The 22,039-nt window shown below is 65.5% G+C and carries 20 protein-coding genes, 2 tRNA genes and 1 pseudogene; 15 read left to right on the top strand and 8 right to left on the bottom strand.

Going from position 1 to position 22,039, the window contains the following annotated elements; genetic code table 11:
- The first annotated feature begins 57 nt into the window (after positions 1–57).
- Positions 58–141, top strand: a tRNA-Leu gene (locus ACP97_RS04820).
- Positions 142–220: 79 nt separating this feature from the next.
- Here ACP97_RS04820 and ACP97_RS04815 read toward each other — a convergent pair.
- Entirely contained in the window at positions 221–535 is a 315-nt protein-coding gene (locus ACP97_RS04815) for a hypothetical protein (RefSeq protein WP_237561098.1), read from the bottom strand.
- A gap of 62 nt (positions 536–597) precedes the next feature.
- On the opposite strand from ACP97_RS04815, the gene ACP97_RS04810 reads away from it, so the two are divergent.
- The gene (locus ACP97_RS04810) at positions 598–1,740 is read left to right on the top strand and encodes a DUF63 family protein (RefSeq protein WP_049996700.1); all 1,143 of its coding nucleotides are present in this window, start codon (positions 598–600) and stop codon (positions 1,738–1,740) included.
- Positions 1,741–2,081: 341 nt separating this feature from the next.
- Here ACP97_RS04810 and ACP97_RS04805 read toward each other — a convergent pair whose 3' ends face one another.
- A complete protein-coding gene (locus ACP97_RS04805; RefSeq protein ID WP_049996699.1) occupies positions 2,082–3,779 on the bottom strand; it encodes a YcaO-like family protein in 1,698 nt (565 codons plus the stop codon).
- Between the two features lie 111 nt (positions 3,780–3,890).
- On the opposite strand from ACP97_RS04805, the gene glyA reads away from it, so the two are divergent.
- The 3 genes from glyA to ACP97_RS04790 all read left to right on the top strand — a co-directional run bounded on the left by glyA (position 3,891) and on the right by ACP97_RS04790 (position 7,495).
- Positions 3,891–5,135, top strand: coding sequence for a serine hydroxymethyltransferase (gene glyA, locus ACP97_RS04800; RefSeq protein WP_049996698.1), 1,245 nt, complete (start codon positions 3,891–3,893; stop codon positions 5,133–5,135).
- A gap of 71 nt (positions 5,136–5,206) precedes the next feature.
- A complete protein-coding gene (locus tag ACP97_RS04795; protein ID WP_049996697.1) occupies positions 5,207–5,914 on the top strand; it encodes a potassium channel family protein in 708 nt (235 codons plus the stop codon).
- A complete protein-coding gene (locus tag ACP97_RS04790; protein WP_049996696.1) occupies positions 5,915–7,495 on the top strand; it encodes a TrkH family potassium uptake protein in 1,581 nt (526 codons plus the stop codon). It abuts the gene before it with no gap.
- Positions 7,496–7,497: 2 nt separating this feature from the next.
- On the opposite strand, the gene ACP97_RS04785 is transcribed toward ACP97_RS04790, so the two are convergent.
- Positions 7,498–8,271 (bottom strand): SDR family NAD(P)-dependent oxidoreductase, encoded by a 774-nt coding sequence (locus ACP97_RS04785; RefSeq protein WP_394297697.1) that lies wholly within the window; start codon positions 8,269–8,271, stop codon positions 7,498–7,500.
- Between the two features lie 128 nt (positions 8,272–8,399).
- Between ACP97_RS04785 and ACP97_RS04780 the strand changes: the two genes are divergently transcribed.
- Both ACP97_RS04780 and ACP97_RS04775 read left to right on the top strand, forming a co-directional pair.
- Positions 8,400–9,293 (top strand): bifunctional methylenetetrahydrofolate dehydrogenase/methenyltetrahydrofolate cyclohydrolase, encoded by an 894-nt coding sequence (locus ACP97_RS04780; RefSeq protein ID WP_049996695.1) that lies wholly within the window; start codon positions 8,400–8,402, stop codon positions 9,291–9,293.
- Positions 9,290–9,799, top strand: coding sequence for an NUDIX hydrolase (locus ACP97_RS04775; protein ID WP_237561097.1), 510 nt, complete (start codon positions 9,290–9,292; stop codon positions 9,797–9,799). The genes ACP97_RS04780 and ACP97_RS04775 overlap by 4 nt, the downstream gene beginning before the upstream one ends.
- A 24-nt stretch (positions 9,800–9,823) precedes the next feature.
- On the opposite strand, the gene ACP97_RS04770 is transcribed toward ACP97_RS04775, so the two are convergent.
- Together ACP97_RS04770 and ACP97_RS04765 are read right to left on the bottom strand one after the other, a co-directional pair.
- The gene (locus ACP97_RS04770) at positions 9,824–10,780 is read right to left on the bottom strand and encodes a TIGR03557 family F420-dependent LLM class oxidoreductase (RefSeq protein ID WP_049996693.1); all 957 of its coding nucleotides are present in this window, start codon (positions 10,778–10,780) and stop codon (positions 9,824–9,826) included.
- Positions 10,781–10,856: 76 nt separating this feature from the next.
- Positions 10,857–11,564 (bottom strand): DUF7117 family protein, encoded by a 708-nt coding sequence (locus tag ACP97_RS04765; RefSeq protein ID WP_049996692.1) that lies wholly within the window; start codon positions 11,562–11,564, stop codon positions 10,857–10,859.
- Positions 11,565–11,655: 91 nt separating this feature from the next.
- On the opposite strand from ACP97_RS04765, the gene ACP97_RS04760 reads away from it, so the two are divergent.
- Positions 11,656–12,168: a DUF7528 family protein gene (locus ACP97_RS04760; RefSeq protein WP_237561096.1), complete on the top strand. Its 513-nt coding sequence runs from the start codon at positions 11,656–11,658 to the stop codon at positions 12,166–12,168.
- Here ACP97_RS04760 and ACP97_RS04755 read toward each other — a convergent pair.
- The gene (locus tag ACP97_RS04755) at positions 12,156–13,553 is read right to left on the bottom strand and encodes a hypothetical protein (protein ID WP_049996691.1); all 1,398 of its coding nucleotides are present in this window, start codon (positions 13,551–13,553) and stop codon (positions 12,156–12,158) included. The two genes, ACP97_RS04760 and ACP97_RS04755, sit on opposite strands and share 13 nt — an antisense overlap.
- A 277-nt stretch (positions 13,554–13,830) precedes the next feature.
- On the opposite strand from ACP97_RS04755, the gene ACP97_RS04750 reads away from it, so the two are divergent.
- From ACP97_RS04750 to ACP97_RS04740, 4 genes are all read left to right on the top strand, one after another.
- Positions 13,831–14,751 (top strand): DUF1028 domain-containing protein, encoded by a 921-nt coding sequence (locus tag ACP97_RS04750; RefSeq protein WP_049996690.1) that lies wholly within the window; start codon positions 13,831–13,833, stop codon positions 14,749–14,751.
- A 44-nt stretch (positions 14,752–14,795) separates the two neighbouring features.
- A complete protein-coding gene (locus ACP97_RS20330) occupies positions 14,796–14,942 on the top strand; it encodes a hypothetical protein (RefSeq protein WP_202593562.1) in 147 nt (48 codons plus the stop codon).
- A gap of 320 nt (positions 14,943–15,262) precedes the next feature.
- Complete coding sequence (locus ACP97_RS04745) at positions 15,263–15,538, top strand: PadR family transcriptional regulator (protein ID WP_049996689.1); 276 nt, start codon at positions 15,263–15,265, stop codon at positions 15,536–15,538.
- Between the two features lie 55 nt (positions 15,539–15,593).
- Positions 15,594–16,916, top strand: a complete 1,323-nt coding sequence (locus ACP97_RS04740; protein ID WP_049996688.1) for an aminotransferase class III-fold pyridoxal phosphate-dependent enzyme — start codon at positions 15,594–15,596, stop codon at positions 16,914–16,916.
- A 302-nt stretch (positions 16,917–17,218) separates the two neighbouring features.
- Here the strand turns inward: ACP97_RS04740 and ACP97_RS04735 are convergent.
- A pseudogene (locus ACP97_RS04735) lies at positions 17,219–18,374 on the bottom strand (acyl-CoA dehydrogenase family protein).
- A 166-nt stretch (positions 18,375–18,540) separates the two neighbouring features.
- Here ACP97_RS04735 and ACP97_RS04730 point away from each other — a divergent pair.
- The 3 genes from ACP97_RS04730 (at position 18,541) to ACP97_RS04720 (ending at position 21,104) form a co-directional block, all read left to right on the top strand.
- A complete protein-coding gene (locus ACP97_RS04730) occupies positions 18,541–20,508 on the top strand; it encodes a 3-hydroxyacyl-CoA dehydrogenase/enoyl-CoA hydratase family protein (RefSeq protein WP_049996687.1) in 1,968 nt (655 codons plus the stop codon).
- Between the two features lie 51 nt (positions 20,509–20,559).
- Positions 20,560–20,634 (top strand) — tRNA-Glu (locus ACP97_RS04725).
- A gap of 275 nt (positions 20,635–20,909) precedes the next feature.
- Positions 20,910–21,104, top strand: coding sequence for a cold-shock protein (locus ACP97_RS04720; protein WP_004052044.1), 195 nt, complete (start codon positions 20,910–20,912; stop codon positions 21,102–21,104).
- A 109-nt stretch (positions 21,105–21,213) separates the two neighbouring features.
- Here the strand turns inward: ACP97_RS04720 and ACP97_RS04715 are convergent, their stop codons facing one another.
- A complete protein-coding gene (locus ACP97_RS04715; protein ID WP_049996686.1) occupies positions 21,214–22,005 on the bottom strand; it encodes an SDR family NAD(P)-dependent oxidoreductase in 792 nt (263 codons plus the stop codon).
- Positions 22,006–22,039: the final 34 nt, after the last annotated feature.

The following is a 22,039-nucleotide window of genomic DNA, read 5'->3' as shown; positions in this document are numbered from 1 at the left end:
CGCTTGCGCCGCGGTCCGCAACGCTTTAGCGCCAGCCACATCCAGAGACGATTGCGTGCGAGGGTAGCCAAGTCTGGAAACGGCGGCGGATTCAAGCTCCGCTCCTGTAGAGGTCCACGGGTTCAAATCCTGTCCCTCGCACTGCGTGCCAGCCGGCACGCGCGCCCGCTGGCACGAAAAGTGCAGGCAAGATGGAGCGTCTTGCCCTCGCAATTACTGTCTACGAATCGTCGACAGCCTCGACTGCGACGATCTCGCCGACCTCCTCGAAGCCACCGCCCTCGCGTTCGCGGCCGACGACGACCTGTCCGGGATCGGGACCGACGGTCACGATGCGGTGTTCGCGGTCGTCGTCGTCGAGCGGCGTGGCGATTCCCTGGAAATCGTCCTGAAAGAACTCGGCGCTTTGCATCTCGAAGGTCGCCGTCGAATCGTCGGCGAAGGTCACGCGGATGGAATCGGGCGCGATGTTGTAGATACGCTTTGCGAGCGCGTTCATCGATCCGAGGGAGGGCTGGCGAGGGCGTAAAGTCATCCATCGACGGGTATGGGCGCACAATCGGAACCGTGAAACCGCGGGCGTGTACCCACCCGAACATGGCTGCGATAGCGGACTGGACCGACCCTGCACGGACGTGGCTCGCGGCCGCCGTCGCGGGCACCGTCGCCATCATCGCCGCAGCGCTCGCCTTCCCGCGAGCGGTCTACACCGGCTTCATCTGGCGATATTTCTGGGGACCGATCGACGCCGACGCCCACAACGCCGCCTGTGCAGTCCGGGCCGATGGTGTGGTCCGGCGCTTCGCCGAGAGCGAGACCTGCCGCGCGGCCGCAGCACAAGGGTTCACCGTCGCCGAACCGGGCTACACGCTCGTCTCCGAAGCCGGCTACGCCATCGTCTTGCTGTTCATGCTCGCCGGTGTCCTACTTCTCGTTCGACGACTGGGTATCGGCACGGACAGGCGACTCTTCTTCGCACTGATCCCGTTCACCCTCTTCGGCGGCGCGCTTCGAGTGGTCGAAGACGCCAACGACGCCGTGCCCGCCGACGCGACCGCCGCCATCTCCTACCCCGCGAACGCGCTCATCATCAGTCCCATCATCTATCTCACGGTGTTCGTCGTCACGCTCGCGGCCATCCTCCTCAGTCTGTGGCTCGCCCGTCGGGACGTCGTCTCCGAGTTCGAACCGCCGCTCGCGGCGATGGGCACGCTCGCGCTCGCGGCGACGCTTGCCTATCTCGCCTTTCTTTCCTACTCGACCGAGTTCGTCGCCTTCTACCCGCAGATGCTCGTGATCACGCTCGCCATCGCCTCGGGGCTCGCCGCCGGCATCTACTACGCGATTGATCGGCTCGCGCCGGCACTCAACACCGGCACTGGGTTCATCGGGCTGGCAATCCTCTGGGCGCAGGCCGTCGACGGCGTGGCGAACGTACTGGCCTCGGACTGGGCGCAGGCCATCGGGCTCCCCTTCCAGTACAGCGCGAAACACCCCATCAACGCCATCATCGTCGGTGCCACCACGGCGATATTTCCCCCGTCGATCATCGACGTCATCGGCGACTCGTGGCCCTTTTTGCTCGTGAAGCTCGTTCTCGCGGTCGGCGTTATCTGGCTGTTCGACGAGCAGATCTTCGAGGAGAGCCCGCGCTACTCCTACCTCCTGATGCTCGCGGTGCTCGTCGTCGGACTGGGTCCCGGGACCCGGGACATGCTTCGGGCGACCTTCGGTATCTAGGAAACCCCACCTTTTTACTTCGGGGAATCGCGCGCGCCCGGCGCGCTCAACCCCTCGCAAAAATCTGGACCAAAAACACCCGCTCGCAAACCGCGCGAGCGGTGAACCGCGCTCACTGCTCACGGTTCACTTCGTTCACCGTTCGCTTTCCGAGGTTCTCCCTCCGGTCGAACCTCGCTGCGCTCGCGCGGACACTCCACCAGCACAGCATCACAACCGCAGACCGCACAGCACTGCCGAAGCCCTCACTCGCTCACTCCGTTCGCTCGTTCGCCCTTCATCCTCCAGGACCGCACAGCAACCGCACCGCTGCCGCCACCGCACCGCAACCGCCGGCCAATTCAGGGATAGGGATGAAACTCGCGGTCGAGTCGCGGCTCAAACCCGAGCGCGTCCGGCACCTTGCTGGCGCGCTCGCCGAAGAAGGCCTCGTCGGTGAACAGCGGCTGTGCATCGGGCACGAGCACGCGCACGGCCTCGAAGCCGATCGACTCGACGTCTCGCGGCGTGAGTCGCGCACCGTAGACATCGAGTCGTGCCTCGGCTACCCGATCGATCAGCACATCGAGCGCGTCCTGGCCCGTCGGCACCGTCTCCGGCCCGACGCTTGCGGCCGGAACATGGGTATCGACGGCGAAAAAGTCCGCCGCCACGCCGGGCGCATCGGCGTAGCGACCGATTTCACCCTCGGCCTCGGCGGCTCCGTCGGGGCCCATCGCGCGCAACTCCATCCAGCTCTGGAGCGCCTCCGCAAGCGCCGACCGCGCGGCCTCGTCGGGATCGAACCCCGCCGCCGAACCGACCGCGAACCGGGGCCACTCGTCGCGCTCGACGGCGACCGCCACGACGGGCATATCGACGTCCTGTGTGAGCAACACGGGCGTCACGGTCAATCCCTCGGACCGCGCGCGCCGGGCGAGCGTCTCGAACCCCTCGTCGTCGACCGCCAGCCCGAGCGGCTCGAACGTCGAATACCACGAGAGCATCGCCGCGTCGCGTTCGACGACCTCAGTGAGGCCTGACCACAGCGCTTCGACGCCCGAACTTCCCAGCCCCAGCCCCGTGGTTATCGAGGGACCGTGGCGATGGGCCGGCGGCGGGAACTGGACGAACTCCGCCGGCAGTCGGACCGATTCGCCGGTCGCGAGGTTCTCGCCGGGAACCCACGAAATCGGTCCTGGATCCGCCTCCGTACTTTCCGGCAGCACGAACGACGACGGCGGGACGATCCCCTCGACGTCCGCCGGCGTGCCGTGCTCGAACGCCTCGGTGCGATAGACGCCGGCGCTGTAGCGTTCGAGCGCCTCGCCGAGCGCCTTCATGAACGCGCGATCCCAGTCGGTGGCGACGCCCGCGGCCTCGCTCGCCGCGATCGCGTCGCTGAACTTCGACGTGTCGCCCACCCGCGCGAGGTAGTACGGCGCGGGAAAGGAGTTGACTTCGCCCACTTCGTTGACGATGCCGATTCGCCCGTCGAGAGCCGCCTCGGCCCGTCCGAGCGCGTCGTCGAGGCCGCGGTCGACGTACTCGTAGCGCAGTTCTCGGTCGCGCTTGCCCCCACACTCGCAGCTCGGCACCGGGAGGAGCCGCCGCTCGGCGTGTGGCAGTTCGACGACGCCACCCATCACGACGGATCGCTCGCCCGCGACCAGTCGGCTGATCTCGTAGCCGGCGCGCGCACCGGCCAGCCGTGCAGTCGCGGGGTCGGTGTTCGGCTCGTTCTCGGCCCTGTCGGCGTTCGCCGCGACACGCGCACACAGACAGTCGTAGCAGGCCGTCTCGGGACCGAAACCGGTGATGGCCGCCTCACAGACCGCGCGGCCGCCGACGCCGCCGAGTTCGACCGCGAGCCACGGTGTCGCGCTCTCGCGGGCGAGCGCGTTTGCCCGCTCGAAGACCGCCGCTCCTGCGACATCCACCACGACCGCGAGATCCGTTTCGGGGATGGCTTCGGGGTCGATTCGTCGCGTTTCGCTCTCGTCGAGCGCCGCTCGCACGCCTTCGACGGCCGGGCCGGAGCCGACGATGCCGACGTTCATGGCCGAGCCACGCACCCGGCGAGGAAAGTCCCGGTGGTTGCGGCCCGGTCGCTCCCGTGGCGAGTGCTGGCGTACCGATACTGTATTGGCGATGGGACCGGGAAGCCGGGTATGGAGTACGAACACGTCAGGGAGAGCGACCCCGACGTCGCCGACGCACTGGTGGGGGAAGTCGAGCGCCAGCGCGGGACGCTATCGATGATAGCCAGCGAAAACCACGTCAGCGAGGCGGTGATGGAAGCCCAGAGCAGCGCGCTCACCAACAAGTACGCCGAGGGCTACCCCGGCTCGCGCTATTATGGGGGCTGTGAGTACGCCGACGAGGTCGAGCAGCTGGCCATCGACCGCGCGAAGGAGCTGTGGGGAGCCGAGTACGTCAACGTCCAGCCCCACGCCGGCTCGCAGGCGAACATGGCCGTGTATCTCGCCGCGCTCGAACCGGGCGACAAGATCCTCTCGCTCGACCTCTCTCATGGGGGTCACCTCTCGCACGGCCATCCGCTGAACTTCGCTGGCAAGATCTACAACGTCGAACACTACGAGATCGACCCCGAGACCGGTCGCTTCGATTTCGAGGAGATCGAGGCACAGGCCCGCGAGTTCGACCCCGACATGCTCGTCTCGGGCTTTTCGGCCTACCCCCGAGAAGTCGACTGGGAGCGCTTTCAGACGGTCGCCGACGCCGCTGACGCCTACCACCTTGCGGACATCGCTCACATCACGGGTCTCGTGGCCGCCGGTATCCATCCCTCGCCCGTCGGCACGGTGGATTTCGTCACCGGCAGCACGCACAAGACCATCCGCGCGGGCCGCGGCGGCATCGTGATGGCCCGCGAGGAGTTCGGCGACGACATCGACTCGGCCATCATTCCCGGGATGCAGGGCGGGCCGCTGATGCACAACATCGCGGGCAAGGCCGTGGGATTCGGCGAGGCGCTCGACCCCGCGTTCGACGACTACGCGAAGCAGGTCGTCGAGAACGCCGCAGCGCTCGGCGAGCGCATGCAAGAGCACGGTCTCTCGCTCGTTTCCGGGGGCACTGACACCCATCTTGTGCTCTGTGACTTGCGGGATTCCCACCCCGACACCACGGGCAAGGAAGTCGAGGAGGCCCTGGAGGAGACTGGGATCGTCCTGAACGCCAATACCGTGCCCGGCGAGACCCGCAGTCCGTTCGTCGCCAGCGGCATCCGGGCCGGGACGCCCGCGCTCACCACCCGCGGCTTCGACGCCGAGGACTGCCGGGAGGTCGCCGACTGCATCGCGCGCGTCGTCGATGCACCCGACGACGAGGGCGTGCGCGAGGACGTGTCGGCCAAGGTTGAGGCGCTCACCGATCGCCATCCGCTGTACTGAGATCGTGGTCGTCCTCCACTTTCACGGCGTGAGCACTCTCGCATTCCCGACCGAATCGAGAGGTATCTGAGATGTACGTCGTCATCGTCGGCGCGGGCGACATCGGCACACCGCTCATCGAGATCGCCACCGCGGGCGGCAACGAAGTGGTCGTCATCGAACGCGACGAGGTGCGCGCGGAGGCGGCGGCCGACCACGACTGTCTCGTGCTCAACGACGACGCCACGATCAAGAACACGCTCGAAGACGCCGGTGCCGACCGTGCGGACGCGCTCATCTCGACGACCGACCGGGACGCCACCAACATCATGGTCTGTCTGCTCGCCCAGGAACTCGACGTCCCGGAGATCGTGTCGGTCGTCCACGACCCGGAACACCAGAGCGTCTTCCGACAGATCGGCGTCAGCGGGATGGAGAACCCGCAGCGACTCATCGCCGAACACCTCTATCGAGCCGTCAAGCGACCGTCCATCGTCGATTTCATGCGTATCGGCGAGCAGGCGGAGGTCTTCGAGGTCACCGTCGGCGAGCAGTCACCCATCGCCGGACGGACGCTCTCGTCGGCCAACGAACGGGGATTGATGCCGGACGAGACGCTCATCATCGCCGTCGAGCGCGAGAACGAAGCGCCGATCACCCCTAGCGGCGATACGCGCATCGAGGTGGGCGACCTCCTCGTGGTGTACTCCGCCGAGGGGGCGACGCCCGACGTGACCGACGCGTTCGGCCACCGCGAGGACCACAGCGGCGTGTTCAGACGGAGGCACGAGCGGCGCTAGATGCGCCGTGCCCTCACCGTCGCCAGCGTTCCCACCGATCTCGCGACCATCGCCCGCGACATCGGGTCGCTGCTCTCGATGGAGTCGGCACTCATGGGTGGCTCCGCGCTGGTCGGGCTCGTGTTCGGCGAGTACACCGTCGCGTTCGCGTTCTTCCTCGCGGCGCTGGCGACGCTCGCGGTCGGCGGGACCGCCAGACGGGCCTTCGCCGCCGCGCCCGCCCCACAGACCAAACACGGGATGGTCATCGCCGCCGCCGGCTGGCTGCTCACGGCGCTGTTCGGCGCGCTGCCCTTCTTCCTCTCGGCACACCTGCTCTCGCCGGCCGCCGCGGCGGCCTACGTCCCCGAGGGGGCGAACTACGCCGCGTCGAGCCTCCAGTATTTCACCAACCCGCTGCACGCCGTCTTCGAGTCGATGTCGGGCTGGACCGGCAGCGGGCTGACGATGGCCGTCCACGAGCCGTCGCTGCCGCGTGCGCTGCTGTGGTGGCGCTCGCTCATGCAGTGGGTCGGCGGCGTCGGCGTCATCGTGCTCACGGTGTCGATCCTCTCGCGGCCCGGCAGCGGCAGCTACACGCTCTATCGCAGCGAGGCCCGCGAGGAGCGCATCCATCCGAGCATCGTCTCCACGGTGCGGACGGTGTGGAAGATATTTCTCAGCTACACCGCTGTCGCCGTGCTCGTCCTCTTCGGCGCGCTGCTCGTGAGCGAATCGCTTTCGATCTCCGAGGCGGCGTGGCAGGCGCTCAATCACGCGATGACCGCCCTCTCGACCGGCGGGTTCTCCGTGACGGACAACTCGATCGCGACCTACGACTCGCCGCTGATCGAGACCGTTCTCTTGCCCATCATGACACTCGGTGCCATCGCGTTTCCGATCCACTACGCCGTCCTCAAAGACCGCGACCTCCACGCACTGTTTCGGGACCTCCAGACGCGCTGGCTGTTCGTCCTGTTCGGCGTCGGCATCGTCGTGCTGACTCTCCAGAACCTTCGGACCTTCGCGCCGGCGCTCTCGCTGCGCGACTCGGCTTTCCAGTTCGTCAGCGCGCTCACCTGCACGGGCTTTCAGTCCTCGCCCATCGGGCGCTGGAGTGCGGGCGGAAAGCTCGTCGTCTCGGGTGCGATGGTGCTCGGCGGGGCGGCCGGCTCCACAGTAGGAGGCATCAAGATCATCCGTGGCTACACCATCGCCCGCGGCATCCGCTGGCAGTTCTCGCGGGTGTTCCTCCCCGCGAGCGCGGTCGTGACCGCCCGCATCGGTGACCGCCGGCTCGACAGGGAGGGGATGGAACGCGAGTTCAGCGAGGCGGCCATCGTGAGCCTGCTCTGGCTCATCGTGCTCGTCGCGGGCAGCCTCGTGCTCACCGACATCGCCGGCCCGACCTTTGGCTACGCCGACGCGCTGTTCGAGGTGGCGAGCGCACAGGGCAACGTCGGGCTCTCGACCGGCATCACCGGCCCGGCGATGTCGCCGCTCGCGGAGGGCATGCTCGTCGTCAACATGTGGATCGGACGGCTCGAAATCATCCCGGTGCTCGTGTTCGCCCGGTCGATGCTCTACGGCCTCGATCCGTGAGGCTACTGGGCGACCAGTCCGCCGTCGACCGCGAGGGGGTGGCCCGTCACGAACGAGGCTTCCTCGGAACAGAGCCACGTGGCGGCGTTGGCGATCTCCGCGGGATCGGCCATCCAATCGAGTGCCTGCGCGTCGATGACGGCGTCGACGGCCTCGGTCGAGTCACCGCTCGCGCGCCGTTGCATCGGTGTCTCGACGACGCCCGGGCAGACGGCGTTGACGCGAACGCCCTGGCCACCGTATTCGACCGCAGCAGTCTTCGTGAGTCCGACGACGCCGTGTTTGCTGCCGGTGTAGGGTGCGCTGCCGCTGGCGACGAGCCCGCCGATCGAGGCGGTGTTGACGATCGCACCGCCGCCGCTCTCGACCATCGCGGGGAGTTCGGCCTTGAGACACTGCCAGACACCCGTGAGGTTGACGTCGATGACCTGCTGCCAATCCTCGACCGAGACGTCGGCCGTCGGCACGTACGACGGGCTGATGCCGGCGTTGTTGTGGGCGACGTCGAGACCCCCATACCTATCGACGGTCTCTGCGACCATCGCCTCGACCGACGACTCGTCGGAGACGTCGACGTCGACGAACGTCGCCTCGCCGCCGTCGTTTTCGATGCGCTCGACGGTCTCCTCACCGCCCTCGCGGTCGACGTCGGCGACGACCACGCTCGCGCCCTCGCGGGCGAACCGCTCGGCCGACGCACGGCCGATGCCCGAACTCGCGCCGGTCACGATCGCGACTACGTCCTCGAATCCACTCAAACTGGTACTGTCTGCCATCGATACTGAACAAGTATTCAGTATACATCACCGTTTCGTTTCGTGAACCCACGGCCGCGCCGGGGGCGGGTTAGGCGTCCGAACCACTCGACCCGAGTGTTGATTAGTGCGGCGGCCAGCGGTCCGATATGACGAACGTCATCGACGGAGACGCCGTCGCCGACGGAATTCGGACCGACCTCGAAGAGTGTATCGACACGCTCGAAGACGCTGGCGTCACGCCCGGACTCGCAACAGTTTTAGTGGGCGACGACCCCGCGAGCGAGACCTACGTCTCGATGAAACAGCGCGACTGCGAGGAGGTGGGGATGAACGGCGTCCACGTCGAACTCGACGGCGACGCCGCGCCAGAGGAACTGTACGACACCATCGCGGACCTCAACGACGATTCGAGTGTTCACGGTTATCTCGTCCAGGACCCGGTGCCCGACCAGATCGACTATCGGGAGGTCATCCGGCGCATCGATCCAGGAAAGGACGTCGACGGCTTTCATCCCGAGAACGTCGGCCGACTCGTCGCGGGCGACGCTCGATTCAAGCCCTGCACGCCTCACGGCGTCCAGAAACTCCTCGCCGCGGCCGACGTCGATCCCGCGGGCAAGGACGTCACCATCGTCGGGCGCTCGCGCATCGTCGGCAAACCGCTCGCCAACCTCCTCATGCAGAAATCATCGGGTGGCAACGCCACCGTCACGGTCTGTCACTCTCGAACTCGAAATCTCGCCGAGAAGACCCGGCGCGCGGACATCGTGGTTGCGGCGGTCGGTGCACCCGAACTGGTCGACGGATCGATGCTCTCGGCGGACACGACGGTCATCGACGTCGGTGTCAATCGTGTCGATGCCGACACCGAGAAGGGATACGAATTAGTTGGCGACGTCGAGTTCGACTCGGCGAAGGAGAAGGCGAGCGCCATCACGCCCGTGCCGGGCGGTGTTGGCCCGATGACGCGCGCAATGCTCCTCTACAATACCGTGAAGGCCGCGAGCCAGCAGGAAGGAATCGACGTCGAACTGCCGTGAGTCGAGCCGTGGACCCTGCTCCCGAGATGCTTGCTTCCCGGTATGAAAACGTGCTGTGGGCCAAGAACACGTTCGAAGTGGATTCCGCGGCGCTCGAATCGGTGCGCGCCCGCGCGGGTCGTGGCTGGGGCGTCGGTGCGCTTGCCATCGCCGACGAACGGGTGTTGCTCGTCCAGCAAGGCGACCAATGGCTCCTCCCCGGTGGGATGCTCGAAGCGAGCGAGACGCCTGCGGCCGGCGCTGCCCGCGAAGTCCGCGAGGAGACCGGTATCGACGTGCGTATCGACGGGCTTGCAGCCATCGCCGAACAGACGTTCACCGATGGACGGGAATCGTTCGTCTTTCGTTTCGCGGCCTTCGACGCAACTCCCGAACGCACTGACGTCGCCGCCGACCCCGGTCTGGCGGACGAACCCATCGACGACGTCGCGTGGCACGGGTCGCTTCCCGAGAACGCCTACGACCGCGACCTGTACGCCCGCTTGCTCGACCGGGACGCGCAGTAGAGGGGGGGGAGGGAGAGGCGGGTTTCACTCGAAGCTCGGCAGGATTTCGTTCTCGTAGAGGTCGATGAGCGCCCCCTGGTCGTCGCCGATCTGGTGGGTGTAGACGTGGTCGTAGCCGGCGTCGATGGCCTGCTGGATGCTGTCGATGTGCTCGTCGGGGTCCGGTTGGGTGATTATCGACCCCTCGCGGATGTCCTCCTTCGTGACCATCTGGGTGGCCTGCTCGAAGTGGGTTGGCGTGGGAAGCTGTGAGCCGAGTTCGCCCGGTAGCCCGGAGTTCGGCCACACCTCGTGAACGGTTTCGACGGCCTCCTGTTCGCTGTCTGCGTGGCAGGCGTGGAGCTGGCAGTACGCCGGGCTGGAGCCACCCGCGCTCTCGTATTCGTCGAGGAGGTTGCCCCGCGGGCCGACCGTCCAGAACCCGTCGCCGAGTTCGCCTGCGGCGTTCGCGGTGCGCTCGCCGAACGCCGAGACCACGATTGGTGGGAGTTCATCGGGTAGGGTGAACAGGCGGGCGTTCTCGACGGTGTAGTGCTCGCCGTAGTGGCTCGTCTGGCCGCCCGCCCAGAGCTTGCGGATGACCTCGATCGCCTCTTCGAGCATGTCGAGGCGGACGGCGTGGGGTGGCCAGTGGTCTCCCAGTACGTGTTCGTTCAGGCGCTCGCCGGTGCCGACGCCGAAGAAAAAGCGCCCGTCGAGCATCGCGCCAGCCGTGGCGGTCGCGTGGGCCACCACGGCGGGATGGATGCGCATGATGGGACAGTTGACCCCCACGCCGACGTCGATGTCGTCGGTGGCCTCGGCGACGCCGCCGAGCACGCTCCAGACGAACGGAGCCTCACCCTGCGCGCTCACCCACGGGTGGTAGTGGTCGGAACTCGACAGGAAGTCGAAGCCCGCCTCCTCGGCGCGCTTGGCCTGCGAGACGAGTTCGTTCGGGCCGAACTCCTCGGTCGAGAGCGTGTAGCCGATATCGGTCATCGTCCCCGCTTCGCGGTGGCGTGTCTAAACTACCCTGCCGACATGTGCCGGGTCGATCTGAGCCGAATCAGCCGAGTCACGAGAGGCGGTCGCGGGCGGTCACGAGCGCGTTCTCGTCACCATCGCGGAGATAGGTCCCCAGTTCGCGCGCGACGCGGACGAGTCGGTCGGCGGTCGCGGGCGAGACGTCGCCGTCGAGTGCCTCGATGCGCTTTCGGTGTTCGGAAAGCGTGCCGAACGCCGCCCGCGCCTCGCTGTCGGGATGGTCGTCGAGATACGCGCTCGCGTCGCTGCGGTACTCCTCGACGGCCTTCGCCGCGGCCAGTCCACGGGCCGCTCGGAGTGATTCCGGAACCTCCGCCGGCGCGGGGCGTTCGCCGTCGTCGACGCCGCCGAGCAGCGCGAGAAAGTACCTCTCTTCGGCGTCGCTCGTCCGCATCGCGCGCGCGAGTTCGTCGGCGACCGAGCGAAGTTCGAGCGCTCCCACATAGACGTTGTCGAGCGGCGCGAGGTCGCCCGAATGGATGAAGCCGTGCTGGCGAGCGAACGCCTGGCAGTCCTCGGCGGCGCGCTCGGCCGCGGCGCGCAGCCCCCCCTCTCCGTCACCGAGATGGTTGCGCGCCGGCGAGAGGTCGAGCGCCGCCGTGCCCGCGGTGTGCTGGGTGCGCTCGCCGACGCCGACGCTGCGCAGGCTGCCACAGTCCGGACAGCTCGGCGTTCCCGTCTCGTAGTACGACCACCGCGTGCCGCAGTCCTTGCACTCGCGTTCGCCACGGATGCGCATGGCTGCGGTAGGGCCGCCGACCTCAAAAACGAGGTCATCGTTCCGTGCCCGGTGGAGAGATGCATTCGAGTATGTTCGAAGCAAGATACCGATGGAGCGGCCCACTCACCGACAGGATTTTGAGGGACGAACGATACATCAGGACGTATGTCACGGAGTCCCCACGCTCCTGATCGGGAAATTCTCCGGCGATGAAGTATCGGTCCGTGTCGAAAGCGACGCAGTCGTCGTCTCGCTCGGTGGGCGCTCCCACGAGTTGAACAAGCGAGAGGCTGCCTCGCTGCGACGCGCGCTCGGCGAAACGCTCACCGAGCGCCGTGAATTCGTCCACACCATCGGCACGCACCGTTCTGACGGTTCGTACGCCGTCGCGCGTCGAGGCGCCGATTCGGCCGGCCACCGCAAGGTCTTCGAGCGTTTTGCTGAACTGTGGGAACTGTACGAATCACTACCTGAGAAATTCACCGCCGCCGACGTCGAGCAGTCGGGTCTCACTGGAAGTCGGCGACACCTCGTGGTGCGCCATCTCGTCGAACATCCCGACTTTCCCTGTGCGCTCGTCGCGCGCCAACCGTTGACTGCCGCGAAGGATCACCAGAGATAGCCACCGACGAGTTGCAACACGAGCGTCTGGCCGAACACCGCTGCCGCCAGCAGCCACTCGCCGCGCCACGACGAATCGATGCGACGGATCGCGGCGGCGACCGGCAGCAGCAGGAAGGGGTACATGAACATCGCGCCGCGGGCGGTCTCGCCGGTGTGATAGACGCCCGCCATGAGCAGCGCGGCGAACGCGACGAGCGCGCACGCGGCCAGCACGAACGGTTCGCGCTCGCGTCGGTCTTCGAGAAGGCGTCGTCCACCCACATCGCGCCAAAGCGCGCCCAGTCCGCGAGCCGCGAGCAGGCACAGGAAGGGTGTGAAAAACAGCGCGAGTTCGGCGACGTCCTCGAACCGGGTGAGGACGTACCGTGCCGGTTCGGCAAACAGCATGAACCCGCCAGGGTTCTGCTGGTTCGAGGCGATGAGGAAGCCGTTGATGTAGTTGTAGCCGAGCGCCACGTCGACAAATAGGTAGAAACCGACGAGTCCGAGCACCATCGCGGAGAGCGGGGCGAGTTTCTCCCGGCGGAAGAACGCGACGCCGGCAAGAATGGGAAGGAGAAAGACGAACAGGAACAGTTGGAAGGAAACCACGAGCAGCGGGACGAACGCGGCGAGGGTCGCCCGGCGCGACTCACGGGTGAACAGGTAGACCGTGGCGAGCATCAGCGTCGTGATGATGGCGTCGATGGAGGCGAGATAGTATATTTGAATGGCGGGCAACAGCACGAACAGCAGCGTGGTGTATTGGGAGACTCTCCGCGAGTAGTACGTCCCGAGCAGCCGGTAGAGCAGATACGCCGAGGTCGGCAGCGAGAAGAAGGCGATGGCGGCCGCGATGGGCGCACGCGAGCCGAACAGCCAGTCGAGCAGCGTGAAGGTGAGCACCGCACCCGGTGGGTGGGTCTTCGCGTGGACGACGTAGGAGAGCTGGTTCGCCTCGTAGGTTCGGATGAACGCAAGCGGATCCACGATCCTCGGCGCGAGCTGATAGTATCCTTCGCGGGTGGCCAGCGGCACGACGAACCCGTGGGTGAACCCATGCAGGAGGTTCGAGAGCACCAACAGGACGACACCGGCCACGATGACTGGGGCGACGCCGTCGCCGTCGCGGCGGAGATACGCCATCGTGAGCGCGAAGGCGACGACGGCGGTGAGGAGGGCGGGAATCGCCCATTCGGGGCGCAGGCGGTCGAGTCGGAAGACGAAGATGCTGACCGGCCAGTATTCGGGGACGCCGCGGGCGTTCCCCAGCAGTTGACCGTTGACGTATTTGAGGAAGACGTTCAGAAATACCACTGTCGTGGCCGTCACCCAGCCGATAGCGAGGAGTTCGCGGAGCGAAAACGGCAGCACGTCCCGTTCGTCGTCGAAGCCACCGGCCATCGGGTTTCGGTGTGCGTGGAGCCGGTTAATCGCTTTCGTCTGGCGATTCGTGTGCGTTCATTCAAGAACTGTTTCACGGACAGCGCGACTCGTACTTGCGCATCACAAACGAGAACCGCACCGCCCACATACCTCCCCAGCCGATTCGCTCGTCGCTTCGCTCCTCGCTCATCCCTCGCGCGAGTCGCGCCTGTGGCGCTCCCGCGCGCAGACCGCACCCAACCAATCTCGGCATACGGCGAGGAACGTTTTTCCGGGCGGGAACACCATTCGCGGTATGCCACGCCCGAGCACGTTCTCCATCGTCGCGCGCGACCCAGAACGGGACGCGGTCGGCATCGCCGTCCAGTCGAAGTTCGTTAGCGTCGGTTCGGTGGTCCCCTTCGCCAGCGCCGACGCGGGCGCAATCGCCACCCAGAGCTTTGCGAACGTCGCTTACGGACCTGACGGGTTGGACCTGCTCCGTGAGGGCCACTCGGCCGAGGAGGTCGTCAAGGAACTTACCGATGCTGACGACCAGTCAGCGGAGCGCCAGGTCGGGGTCGTCGGGCGGGATGGATCGGTCGCGGCGTTCACCGGCGACGATTGCTTCGAGTTCGCCGGCGACATCCAGGGCGAGAACTACACTGTGCAGGGCAACATCCTCGAAAACCCGGAGACGCTTTCGGCGATGGCCGACACCTACGAATCGACGGCGGGTGGGCTCCCGGAGAAACTCATCGCCGCGCTTCATGCGGGCAACGAGGCCGGCGGCGACGCCCGCGGCGAGCAGTCGGCGGCGCTCTACGTCGTCAAGCCGGAGGGTGGCTACGACGGGGCCAACGACCGCTGGATAGACGTCCGCGTCGACGACCACGACCACCCGATCGACGAACTCGAACGGGTCTTCCGTATCTACGACGTGACCCTGCTCGAACGCGAACCGCCCGACGAAGTTCGGGCACTCGACGGCGAAACCGCCGAGGAAGTCACGGCCGCGCTCGGCAAGGCTGGATTTCACGAGGGAACGACGAGCGAGTTCGGCGAGGACGAGCGCGCATCGCTGTCGGACTTTCGGGGTGCGAACAACTTCGAGAACCACGCTATCGACGTGTTGGAGGACGCGCTCGTCCGTGGGTGGGACGACGCGGAAGGAACGGGTGAAACACGACTCGTGAACGCCATCTGGCACGGAATTTCCGGCCGCGAGCGCGCGTAAGCCGGCCGGGTCACGCTTTTCAGCGCTCGCCCCGATGGATGGGTATGCGTGACGAAGAGGAAATCCGCGAGCAGTACGAGTTCCTGATCGACGAATTGGAGGACGAGGAGATGAACCACGAGGGCGTCAGACAGATGTTTACCTACTACCGGCGCGCACTCGGGTGGGCGCTCGAAGAGGAGCACATGTGACCGCCGGCCGATAGCGTTAAGTGCGGCTATCCATAGTGTATGAGTGACGCTTCGCTTGGAGGGCCGAAGCGTCAGCGGGGACCAATTCAGGGCGGCGAGCGCCCGACGCGGGCTTTTCTCCCGTGCGGGCGCTTTCCTTTCGAACACGACTCGCCAGCGCCAGTTGTGAGTTCCTCGCTGTGCTTCGATGGTCGGCGACTGTCATGTACCGAACCGCCGAAACGACTTCAGTCGCGGTTTTCACCCGACGACACTCTCTCGTGTTTGCGACAGTTCCGACATCCTTATACGAATCATTCACTTACCAGTATCGGAGTACGATGTACGACTTGACAGGATTTCAGCGCGACCTGCTGTACGCCATCGCGGGCAAAGAAGAGCCACACGGCTTGGCGATAAAGGACGAGCTCGAGGAGTACTACGAGACCGAAATCCATCACGGACGGCTGTATCCGAACCTCGACACGCTCGTCGACAAGGGGCTGGTCGAGAAAGGTCAGATCGACAGACGGACGAACTACTACAAGATCACCCGCCGAGGTCAGCGCGAGATCGACGCTCGCCGCGAGTGGGAGTCGCAATACGTCGACGTCTGAAATATTGCACGAACCGGAACGAATTAGTTAATAGGCCGGACCGTCGGCTTCGTGCATGGATCGGGATACCGCCGAGCCTCGCGTCGGCGAGCTACCGGGAGCGCGCGCCAGCGAGTGGGTCGAGCGCCAGCAGGCCGTCGCCGCGCCGAGCACCTACGTCTACGATTTCGTCTGGGACCCGACCGCACCCGCGGAGGGACCGTTCTGTACCGATGCCGACGGCAACACGCTCCTCGATTTCACATGTCACGTCGGGGCCGCGCCACTGGGCTACAACAACCCGAAGATCACCGAGCCGATGGCCGCCTTCGACCTCGTGGACCCGCTGAAGACCGCCGGCCACGACTTCTACGTGGGACCCGGCTCGCCCGAAAACCCCGACTTCCCGGGGCCGGCGGGGCTGATGGAGCGGCTCACGGACCTGACCAGCGAATACGACATGGATCGGGTCTTCCTCTCGAATTCGGGTGCTGAAGCGGTCGAGAATGCCATCAAGATCTGCTATGACGGCGGCGGCTCCTACGGCATCACCTTCCAGGGAGCTTTCCACGGTCGCACGCTCGGCGCACTCTCATTGAATCGCTCGAAATCGGTCTACCGGCGTGACTTTCCCGAGATTTCCGGGATTCACGACGTGCCCTTCTGCAGCGAGCGAACCTGTGACGCCGGGAGCTGTTCGTGTGGCTTCTTCACCGGTGAGGGATCACAGCTTCGGCGGATGCTGGGAGAGGAGGGATCGGTCGCGCCCGAGGAGGTCGCCTACCTCATTATGGAGCCGATTCAGGGCGAGGGCGGCTATCGGTTCCCGAGCGATGCGTTCATGGAGGAGGTCGCGGACGTCTGCGCCGAACACGACATCACGTTAGTCGCCGACGAGATCCAGGCCGGAATGGGGCGCACGGGCGAGTGGTGGGGGGCCGATCACTACCCAATCGAGCCGGATGTGATTACCGCCGCGAAGGGCCTGCGGGTGGGCGCGACGATTTCGCGCTCGGACGTCTTCCCCGAGGAGAAGGGCCGCATCTCCTCGACGTGGGGCGCGGGCGACGTCATCGCCTCGATGCAGGGTGCGCTCACCATCGACGCCATCGAGGAGTACGACCTGATGGACAACGCCGTCGCGCGCGGTCGCCAGTTCAAAGAGCACTTGCGCGACGACGCCCCCGAACCGGTCGTCGACGTGCGCGGGAAAGGGCTGATGCTCGCCGTCGAGTTCGATACCCCAGAGACCCGCGATGCGGTCCTCGAAAACGCCTTCGAGAGCGGGCTGCTCACGCTCGCCTGCGGACAGAAGACGATTCGAATCCTCCCGCCGCTCGACGTCACCGAGCGCGAGATCGACCTCGGTGCGAGCATGCTGCTCGACGCCATCGAGTGAGCGGTCGCGGTGGCGCTGCGGCCGCTGTGCGGCCGGCGGCGCGGTGTGGTCGGCGCTGCGGTTTGCGGTTGCGGGGCGGGGCCTTGGTGGATGAAGGGCGAGCGAACGAAGTGAGCGAGGGCTTCTGCGGTGCTGTGCGGGGTTGTGGAGAGTTGGTGGTGTGTCCGCGCGAGCGTAGCGAGCGCGGTTCACTGCGAACGAGCGAAGCGAGTGAGCAGGTGTTTTTAGCGTAGATTTTTGCGAGGAGCGGTGGGCGAGCGACCGTAGGGAGCGAGCGCACCCGACGAAGTAAAAAGGTACGTTCAGAAGCCTTTGCCGAGCATCTCGCGGGCGATGACGTTCTTCTGGATCTCGGTGGTACCCTCGTAGATCTGGGTGATCTTGGCGTCGCGGTAGAACCGTTCGACGTCGAAGTCGTCGACGTAGCCTGCGCCGCCGTGGATCTGGACGGCCTCGTCGGCAACTTCGACGGCGATGCGCGAGGCGTACTCTTTGGCCATCGAGGCGAGCGTCGTGAGCTGTTCTTCCTTGTTATCGACGCTCCACGCCGACTTGTAGGTGAGCTGGCGGGCGGCTTCGATTTCGGTCTGCATCTCGGCGAGTTTGTGCTGGATGGCCTGGAAGTCGCCGATGGGCCGTCCAAATTGCTCGCGCTCTTTGGCGTAGTCGAGCGCACGTTCGAGCGCGCCCTTGGCGATGCCGACGCCTTGGGCGGCTACTCCCGTGCGGGTCGCGTCGAAGAACTGCATCTGCTGGAGGAAGCCCGCGCCCTGCGTGCCGACGAGGTTCTCCTCGGGCACGCGCACGTCGTCAAGGAGGAGTTCGGCGGTGTCGGAGGCACGAATGCCGAGTTTGCCCGTGATCTTCTCGGCGGTGAATCCATCCCGATCCGATTCGACGATGATCTGCGAGAAGCCGTTGTAGCGGCCGTCGGCGTCGGGGTCGGTCTTGCAGAGCACGACGAAGAAATCGCCCACGGAGCCGTTGGTGATCCACATCTTGTTGCCGTTGATGACCCACTCGTCGCCGTCTTTCTCCGCGCGAGTCGAGACCGACGAGACGTCCGAGCCGGTGTCGGGTTCGGAGATGGCCGCGCCCATGATGGCGTCGCCGCTCGCTATTGGGGGGGAGGAACTCCTCCTTTTGCTCGTCGGTGCCCGCCGCGATGATGGCCTCAGCCCCGAAGCCGGTGGACGCCACGCAGAGACCGATTCCGGGGTCGACCGCAAAGAGTTCCTCGGAGATGATGGCCGTCTCCAGCGTGGAGTAGCCCGCGCCGCCGTACTCGGCGGGAATGGTTGCGCCGAGCATGCCCATCTCGCCGGCGGTCTCGATGAGGTCGTGGGGGTACTTCTCCTCCCTGTCGTACTCGCCCGCGATGGGCGCGATCTCGTTTTCGGCGAAGCGGCGCACCTCGTCGCGGATCTGTTTTTGCTCGTCGGACAGCTCGTAGTCCATAATCGACCGTTATACAGCCCTGCGGCAAATAGTTTCGTAACCAAGAGTAAACTCGTTTTGAGTTTTCGAAGACGGCGGACGATCCGAGCACGATCGAGAGAGTTCGAGGGCAATGCTGTGGAGACAGAAACGTTGAAAGCCCGCCGGTGAGTTTTAACGATGAATCATGAACGTCGAGGATATCGAGACTATCGCGGTGCTCGGAGCCGGGAACATGGGCCACGGCATCGCCGAAGTTGCCGCGCTCGCGGGCTACGAGGTCCGCCTGCGCGACATCAACGAGGAGTTAGTTGAAAACGGCTACGACCAGCTCGAATGGAGCGTCGGCAAGCTCGAAGAGAAGGGCCAGTTGAGCGAGGAGGAGGCCGAGGCGGCCCTCGACCGCGTGACGCCGCTGGTCGACCTCGAAGACACAGTATCAGGAACCGACTTCATCATCGAGGTCGTGCCCGAGAAGATGGACATCAAACAGGACGTCTACGGCGAGGTCGAGCAGTACGCGCCCGAGGACGCCCTCTTCGCGACGAACACCTCCTCGCTGTCGATCACGGATCTCGCGGAGGTCACCGAACGGCCCGGTCAGTTCTGCGGGATGCACTTCTTCAATCCACCCGTCAGAATGCAACTGGTCGAGGTCATCTCGGGCGAACACACCGCCGACGAGACGCTCGACACCGTCGAGGCGCTCGCCGAGGAGTTCGGCAAGACCCCTGTCCGCGTGCGTAAGGACAGCCCGGGCTTCATCGTCAACAGAGTGCTCGTCCCGTTGATGAACGAGGCGGCGTGGCTCGTCGAGGATGACGTGGCGACGATGGGCGAGGTCGACAGCACCACCAAGTTCGACATGGGGCTGCCGATGGGGAGTTTCGAACTCGCCGATCAGGTGGGTATCGACGTCGGCTATCACGTGCTCGAATACATGCACGAGACCTTGGGCGATGCCTACGAGCCGTGTCCGCTGCTCGAATCGAAGGTCGAAAGCGAAGAACTGGGTAAGAAAACCGGGAAAGGATTCTACGACTACGAGAACGGCGATGGCGCGGACATCCCAACCGACGCCGGCAGTGAGGGGATCGAATCACGACTGCTGGCCGTGATGGCCAACGAGGTCGCCAAACTCGTCGGCAACGACGTCGCGCCCGCAGGCGACATCGACGAGGCGGTCATGCTCGGCGCTGGTTTCCCCGAAGGGCCAGCGAAACTGGCGGATGGCGCGGGTCTCGACTCGCTCCACGAGACCCTCGACGAACTCCACGAGGAGACCGGTGCGGCGCGCTACGAACCCGCCGACTACCTCGAAGAGCGCGCCGGCGAGGGGTTCTACGAGCAGCGCGAGGACGAGGACGGGATGGAGTTCGAGAGCATCCGTATCGAGCATCCGGGCGACATGGTGGGCAGAATCGTTATCGATCGACCCCACCGGATGAACACCATCAACGAGGGAATTCTCGACGAACTCGACAGGGCCATCGACGTTCTCGAAGACGACGATGCCGTGCGTGCGGTGCTGATCGTCGGCGCTGGCGACGACGCCTTCTCGGCGGGGGCAGACGTCCAGTCGATGGCGGCGAGCGCCGACCCGCTCGATGGCATCGACCTCTCGCAGAAAGGCAAGGAGACCTTCGGCAAACTCGAAGAGTGTTCGATGCCGGTCGTCGCGGGTATCGACGGCTACTGCCTCGGCGGCGGGATGGAACTGGCGATGTGTGCCGATCTGCGCGTCGCCTCCGAGCGCTCGTCGTTCGGCCAGCCCGAACTGAATCTGGGGCTGCTTCCGGGCTGGGGCGGTACCCAGCGCCTTCAGCACATCGTCGGCGAGGGCCGTGCGAAGGAGATCATCCTCACCGCCGACCGCTACGACGCCGCCGAGATCGCCGAGTACGGCTTCCTCACCGAAGTCGTCGAGAACGGCGAGTTTGAGGACAGCGCTCACGAACTGGCTGCCGACCTCGCCGGCGGGCCGCCCATCGCCCAGAAACTCACCAAGCGCGCGATGCTCCGCGGCTGGGAGGACACTGAGGCCGGTCTCGAAATCGAATCGCAGGCCTTCGGGCACCTGCTCAACACCGAGGACCTGATGGAGGGCGTCACGGCGTTCATGGGCGATTCCGACCCCGAATTCGAGGGTAAGTGAGCGCGGAACGGAATGCTTAACAGTCGGTATCGGGAACGGAAAAACGCGATAGCTCGGTTGGTGTAGTCCGGCCAATCATTTCGGCCTTTCGAGCCGATGACCGGGGTTCGAATCCCCGACCGAGCATGGATTTTCGAGCGAGCGTAGCGAGAAAACCACGCACAGGGAGGTGGATTCGAGCAGACCGGTCGCGCGCAGCGACAGCGAGCACGTCCGGACGAGTCCGAATCCCCGACCGAGCAGTTTCCGAACAGATCGTACCGAATAGCTGCTGCAAGCGTGTTTCGAGAGCGAACTATCACTCAATAACCTCTACAGCAGTCGCGGCAGACGCTCTCTGGGTCCGTGATAGCGCCACTCGCGCAACCCTTATCCCCGGATGGGCACTGGATTTGCTTGCAATGGCAACAGGTACGGTCGACTTCTTCAACGACACGGGCGGTTACGGCTTTATCGACACTGAGGACTCCGAGGAGGACGTTTTCTTCCACATGGAGGACATCGGCGGCCCGGACCTCGAAGAGGACACCGAAGTCGAATTCGACATCGAACAGGCTGACAAAGGACCGCGAGCGACCAACGTTACCCGACAGTAACGCCGCTCAGCGGACACGAACGACGAACTATCGGTTTTTATACAAAAACTCGCAACCGAGCAACGGCCATCCACGACGCGCGAAACACTGAACTGAGAACTCGAAGGCGTCAGATCGCCGTCCAGCCGCCGTCGACGAACAGGAGCTGACCGGTGATGTACGAGGCGTTCTCGCTGGCGAGGAACATGGCCGCGCCGGCGTTGTCGTCGGGATGGCCGGCCCGACCCAGCGGCACGGGTTTGATGAACCCGCCCTCGTCGCCGGCGGCTTCTTGGGCTTCCTCGGACCAGCCCTCGGTGAACTCGGTAGCGATCTGTCCCGGTCCGATGGCGTTCACCCGGATACCGTGCTCGGCGAGTTCGAGCGCCGTCCCCTTGGTAATCATCTTGATGGCACCCTTCGTCGAGTCGTACTGGACCTGACCGTGCTGGGCGACCCATGAGGAGATCGAGGCGGTGTTGACGATGCTCCCCGGCTCGTCGCGGTCGATCATGTCGCGCGCGGCGGCCTGCGTCCCGAAGAACACCCCTCGAATGTTGGTGTGGTGCAGGCGGTCGAAGTCCTCCTGCTCGACGTCGAGGAACGGTTCTGAGTGCTGGACGCCGGCGTTGTTCACCATCACGTCGACACCTCCAAAGTCGCGGGCGGCCTCGACGACCGATTCGAGTTCGTCAGGGTCCGAGACGTCGGTTTCGACGTACTCGCCGGTGCTGCCCGACTCAGAAATCAGCTGGTGGGTCGGCACGTCCTCGCCCTCCATCTTCGGCTCCTCGCGCACGTCGGCGACGATCACCGTCGCGCCCGCGCGCCCGAACCCGAGCGCGATGGCGCGCCCGATGCCCGCGCTGCCGCCGGTGACGATCACGGTCTCGTCGCTGTAATCGAAGTTCGCCGTTCCCATGGCTCCTGCTCGCACGTCGACCTCTTAAATCCGC

The sequence above is a fragment of the Halococcus sediminicola genome (assembly GCF_000755245.1).
In the GTDB taxonomy this organism is placed as follows: Archaea; Halobacteriota; Halobacteria; order Halobacteriales; family Halococcaceae; genus Halococcus; species Halococcus sediminicola.
Note: the sequence above shows the minus strand (reverse complement) of the source record. Positions and strands in the feature narration are given on the sequence as shown.

Bases quoted from the DNA above. Each gene is read 5' to 3' on its own strand.
- ACP97_RS04785 (WP_394297697.1), bottom strand. From the start codon at position 8,271: ATGGCAGACAGTACCAGTTTGAGTGGATTCGAGGACGTAGTCGCGATC.
- ACP97_RS04760 (WP_237561096.1), top strand. From the start codon at position 11,656: ATGGAGCGGCCCACTCACCGACAGGATTTTGAGGGACGAACGATACAT.
- ACP97_RS20330 (WP_202593562.1), top strand. From the start codon at position 14,796: ATGCGTGACGAAGAGGAAATCCGCGAGCAGTACGAGTTCCTGATCGAC.
- ACP97_RS04715 (WP_049996686.1), bottom strand. From the start codon at position 22,005: ATGGGAACGGCGAACTTCGATTACAGCGACGAGACCGTGATCGTCACC.
- ACP97_RS04770 (WP_049996693.1), bottom strand. From the start codon at position 10,780: ATGACCGATATCGGCTACACGCTCTCGACCGAGGAGTTCGGCCCGAAC.
- ACP97_RS04765 (WP_049996692.1), bottom strand. From the start codon at position 11,564: ATGCGCATCCGTGGCGAACGCGAGTGCAAGGACTGCGGCACGCGGTGG.
- ACP97_RS04795 (WP_049996697.1), top strand. From the start codon at position 5,207: ATGTACGTCGTCATCGTCGGCGCGGGCGACATCGGCACACCGCTCATC.
- ACP97_RS04780 (WP_049996695.1), top strand. From the start codon at position 8,400: ATGACGAACGTCATCGACGGAGACGCCGTCGCCGACGGAATTCGGACC.
- ACP97_RS04755 (WP_049996691.1), bottom strand. From the start codon at position 13,553: ATGGCCGGTGGCTTCGACGACGAACGGGACGTGCTGCCGTTTTCGCTC.
- ACP97_RS04790 (WP_049996696.1), top strand. From the start codon at position 5,915: ATGCGCCGTGCCCTCACCGTCGCCAGCGTTCCCACCGATCTCGCGACC.
- ACP97_RS04805 (WP_049996699.1), bottom strand. From the start codon at position 3,779: ATGAACGTCGGCATCGTCGGCTCCGGCCCGGCCGTCGAAGGCGTGCGA.
- ACP97_RS04745 (WP_049996689.1), top strand. From the start codon at position 15,263: ATGTACGACTTGACAGGATTTCAGCGCGACCTGCTGTACGCCATCGCG.
- ACP97_RS04750 (WP_049996690.1), top strand. From the start codon at position 13,831: ATGCCACGCCCGAGCACGTTCTCCATCGTCGCGCGCGACCCAGAACGG.
- ACP97_RS04720 (WP_004052044.1), top strand. From the start codon at position 20,910: ATGGCAACAGGTACGGTCGACTTCTTCAACGACACGGGCGGTTACGGC.
- ACP97_RS04730 (WP_049996687.1), top strand. From the start codon at position 18,541: ATGAACGTCGAGGATATCGAGACTATCGCGGTGCTCGGAGCCGGGAAC.
- glyA (WP_049996698.1), top strand. From the start codon at position 3,891: ATGGAGTACGAACACGTCAGGGAGAGCGACCCCGACGTCGCCGACGCA.
- ACP97_RS04810 (WP_049996700.1), top strand. From the start codon at position 598: ATGGCTGCGATAGCGGACTGGACCGACCCTGCACGGACGTGGCTCGCG.
- ACP97_RS04815 (WP_237561098.1), bottom strand. From the start codon at position 535: ATGACTTTACGCCCTCGCCAGCCCTCCCTCGGATCGATGAACGCGCTC.
- ACP97_RS04740 (WP_049996688.1), top strand. From the start codon at position 15,594: ATGGATCGGGATACCGCCGAGCCTCGCGTCGGCGAGCTACCGGGAGCG.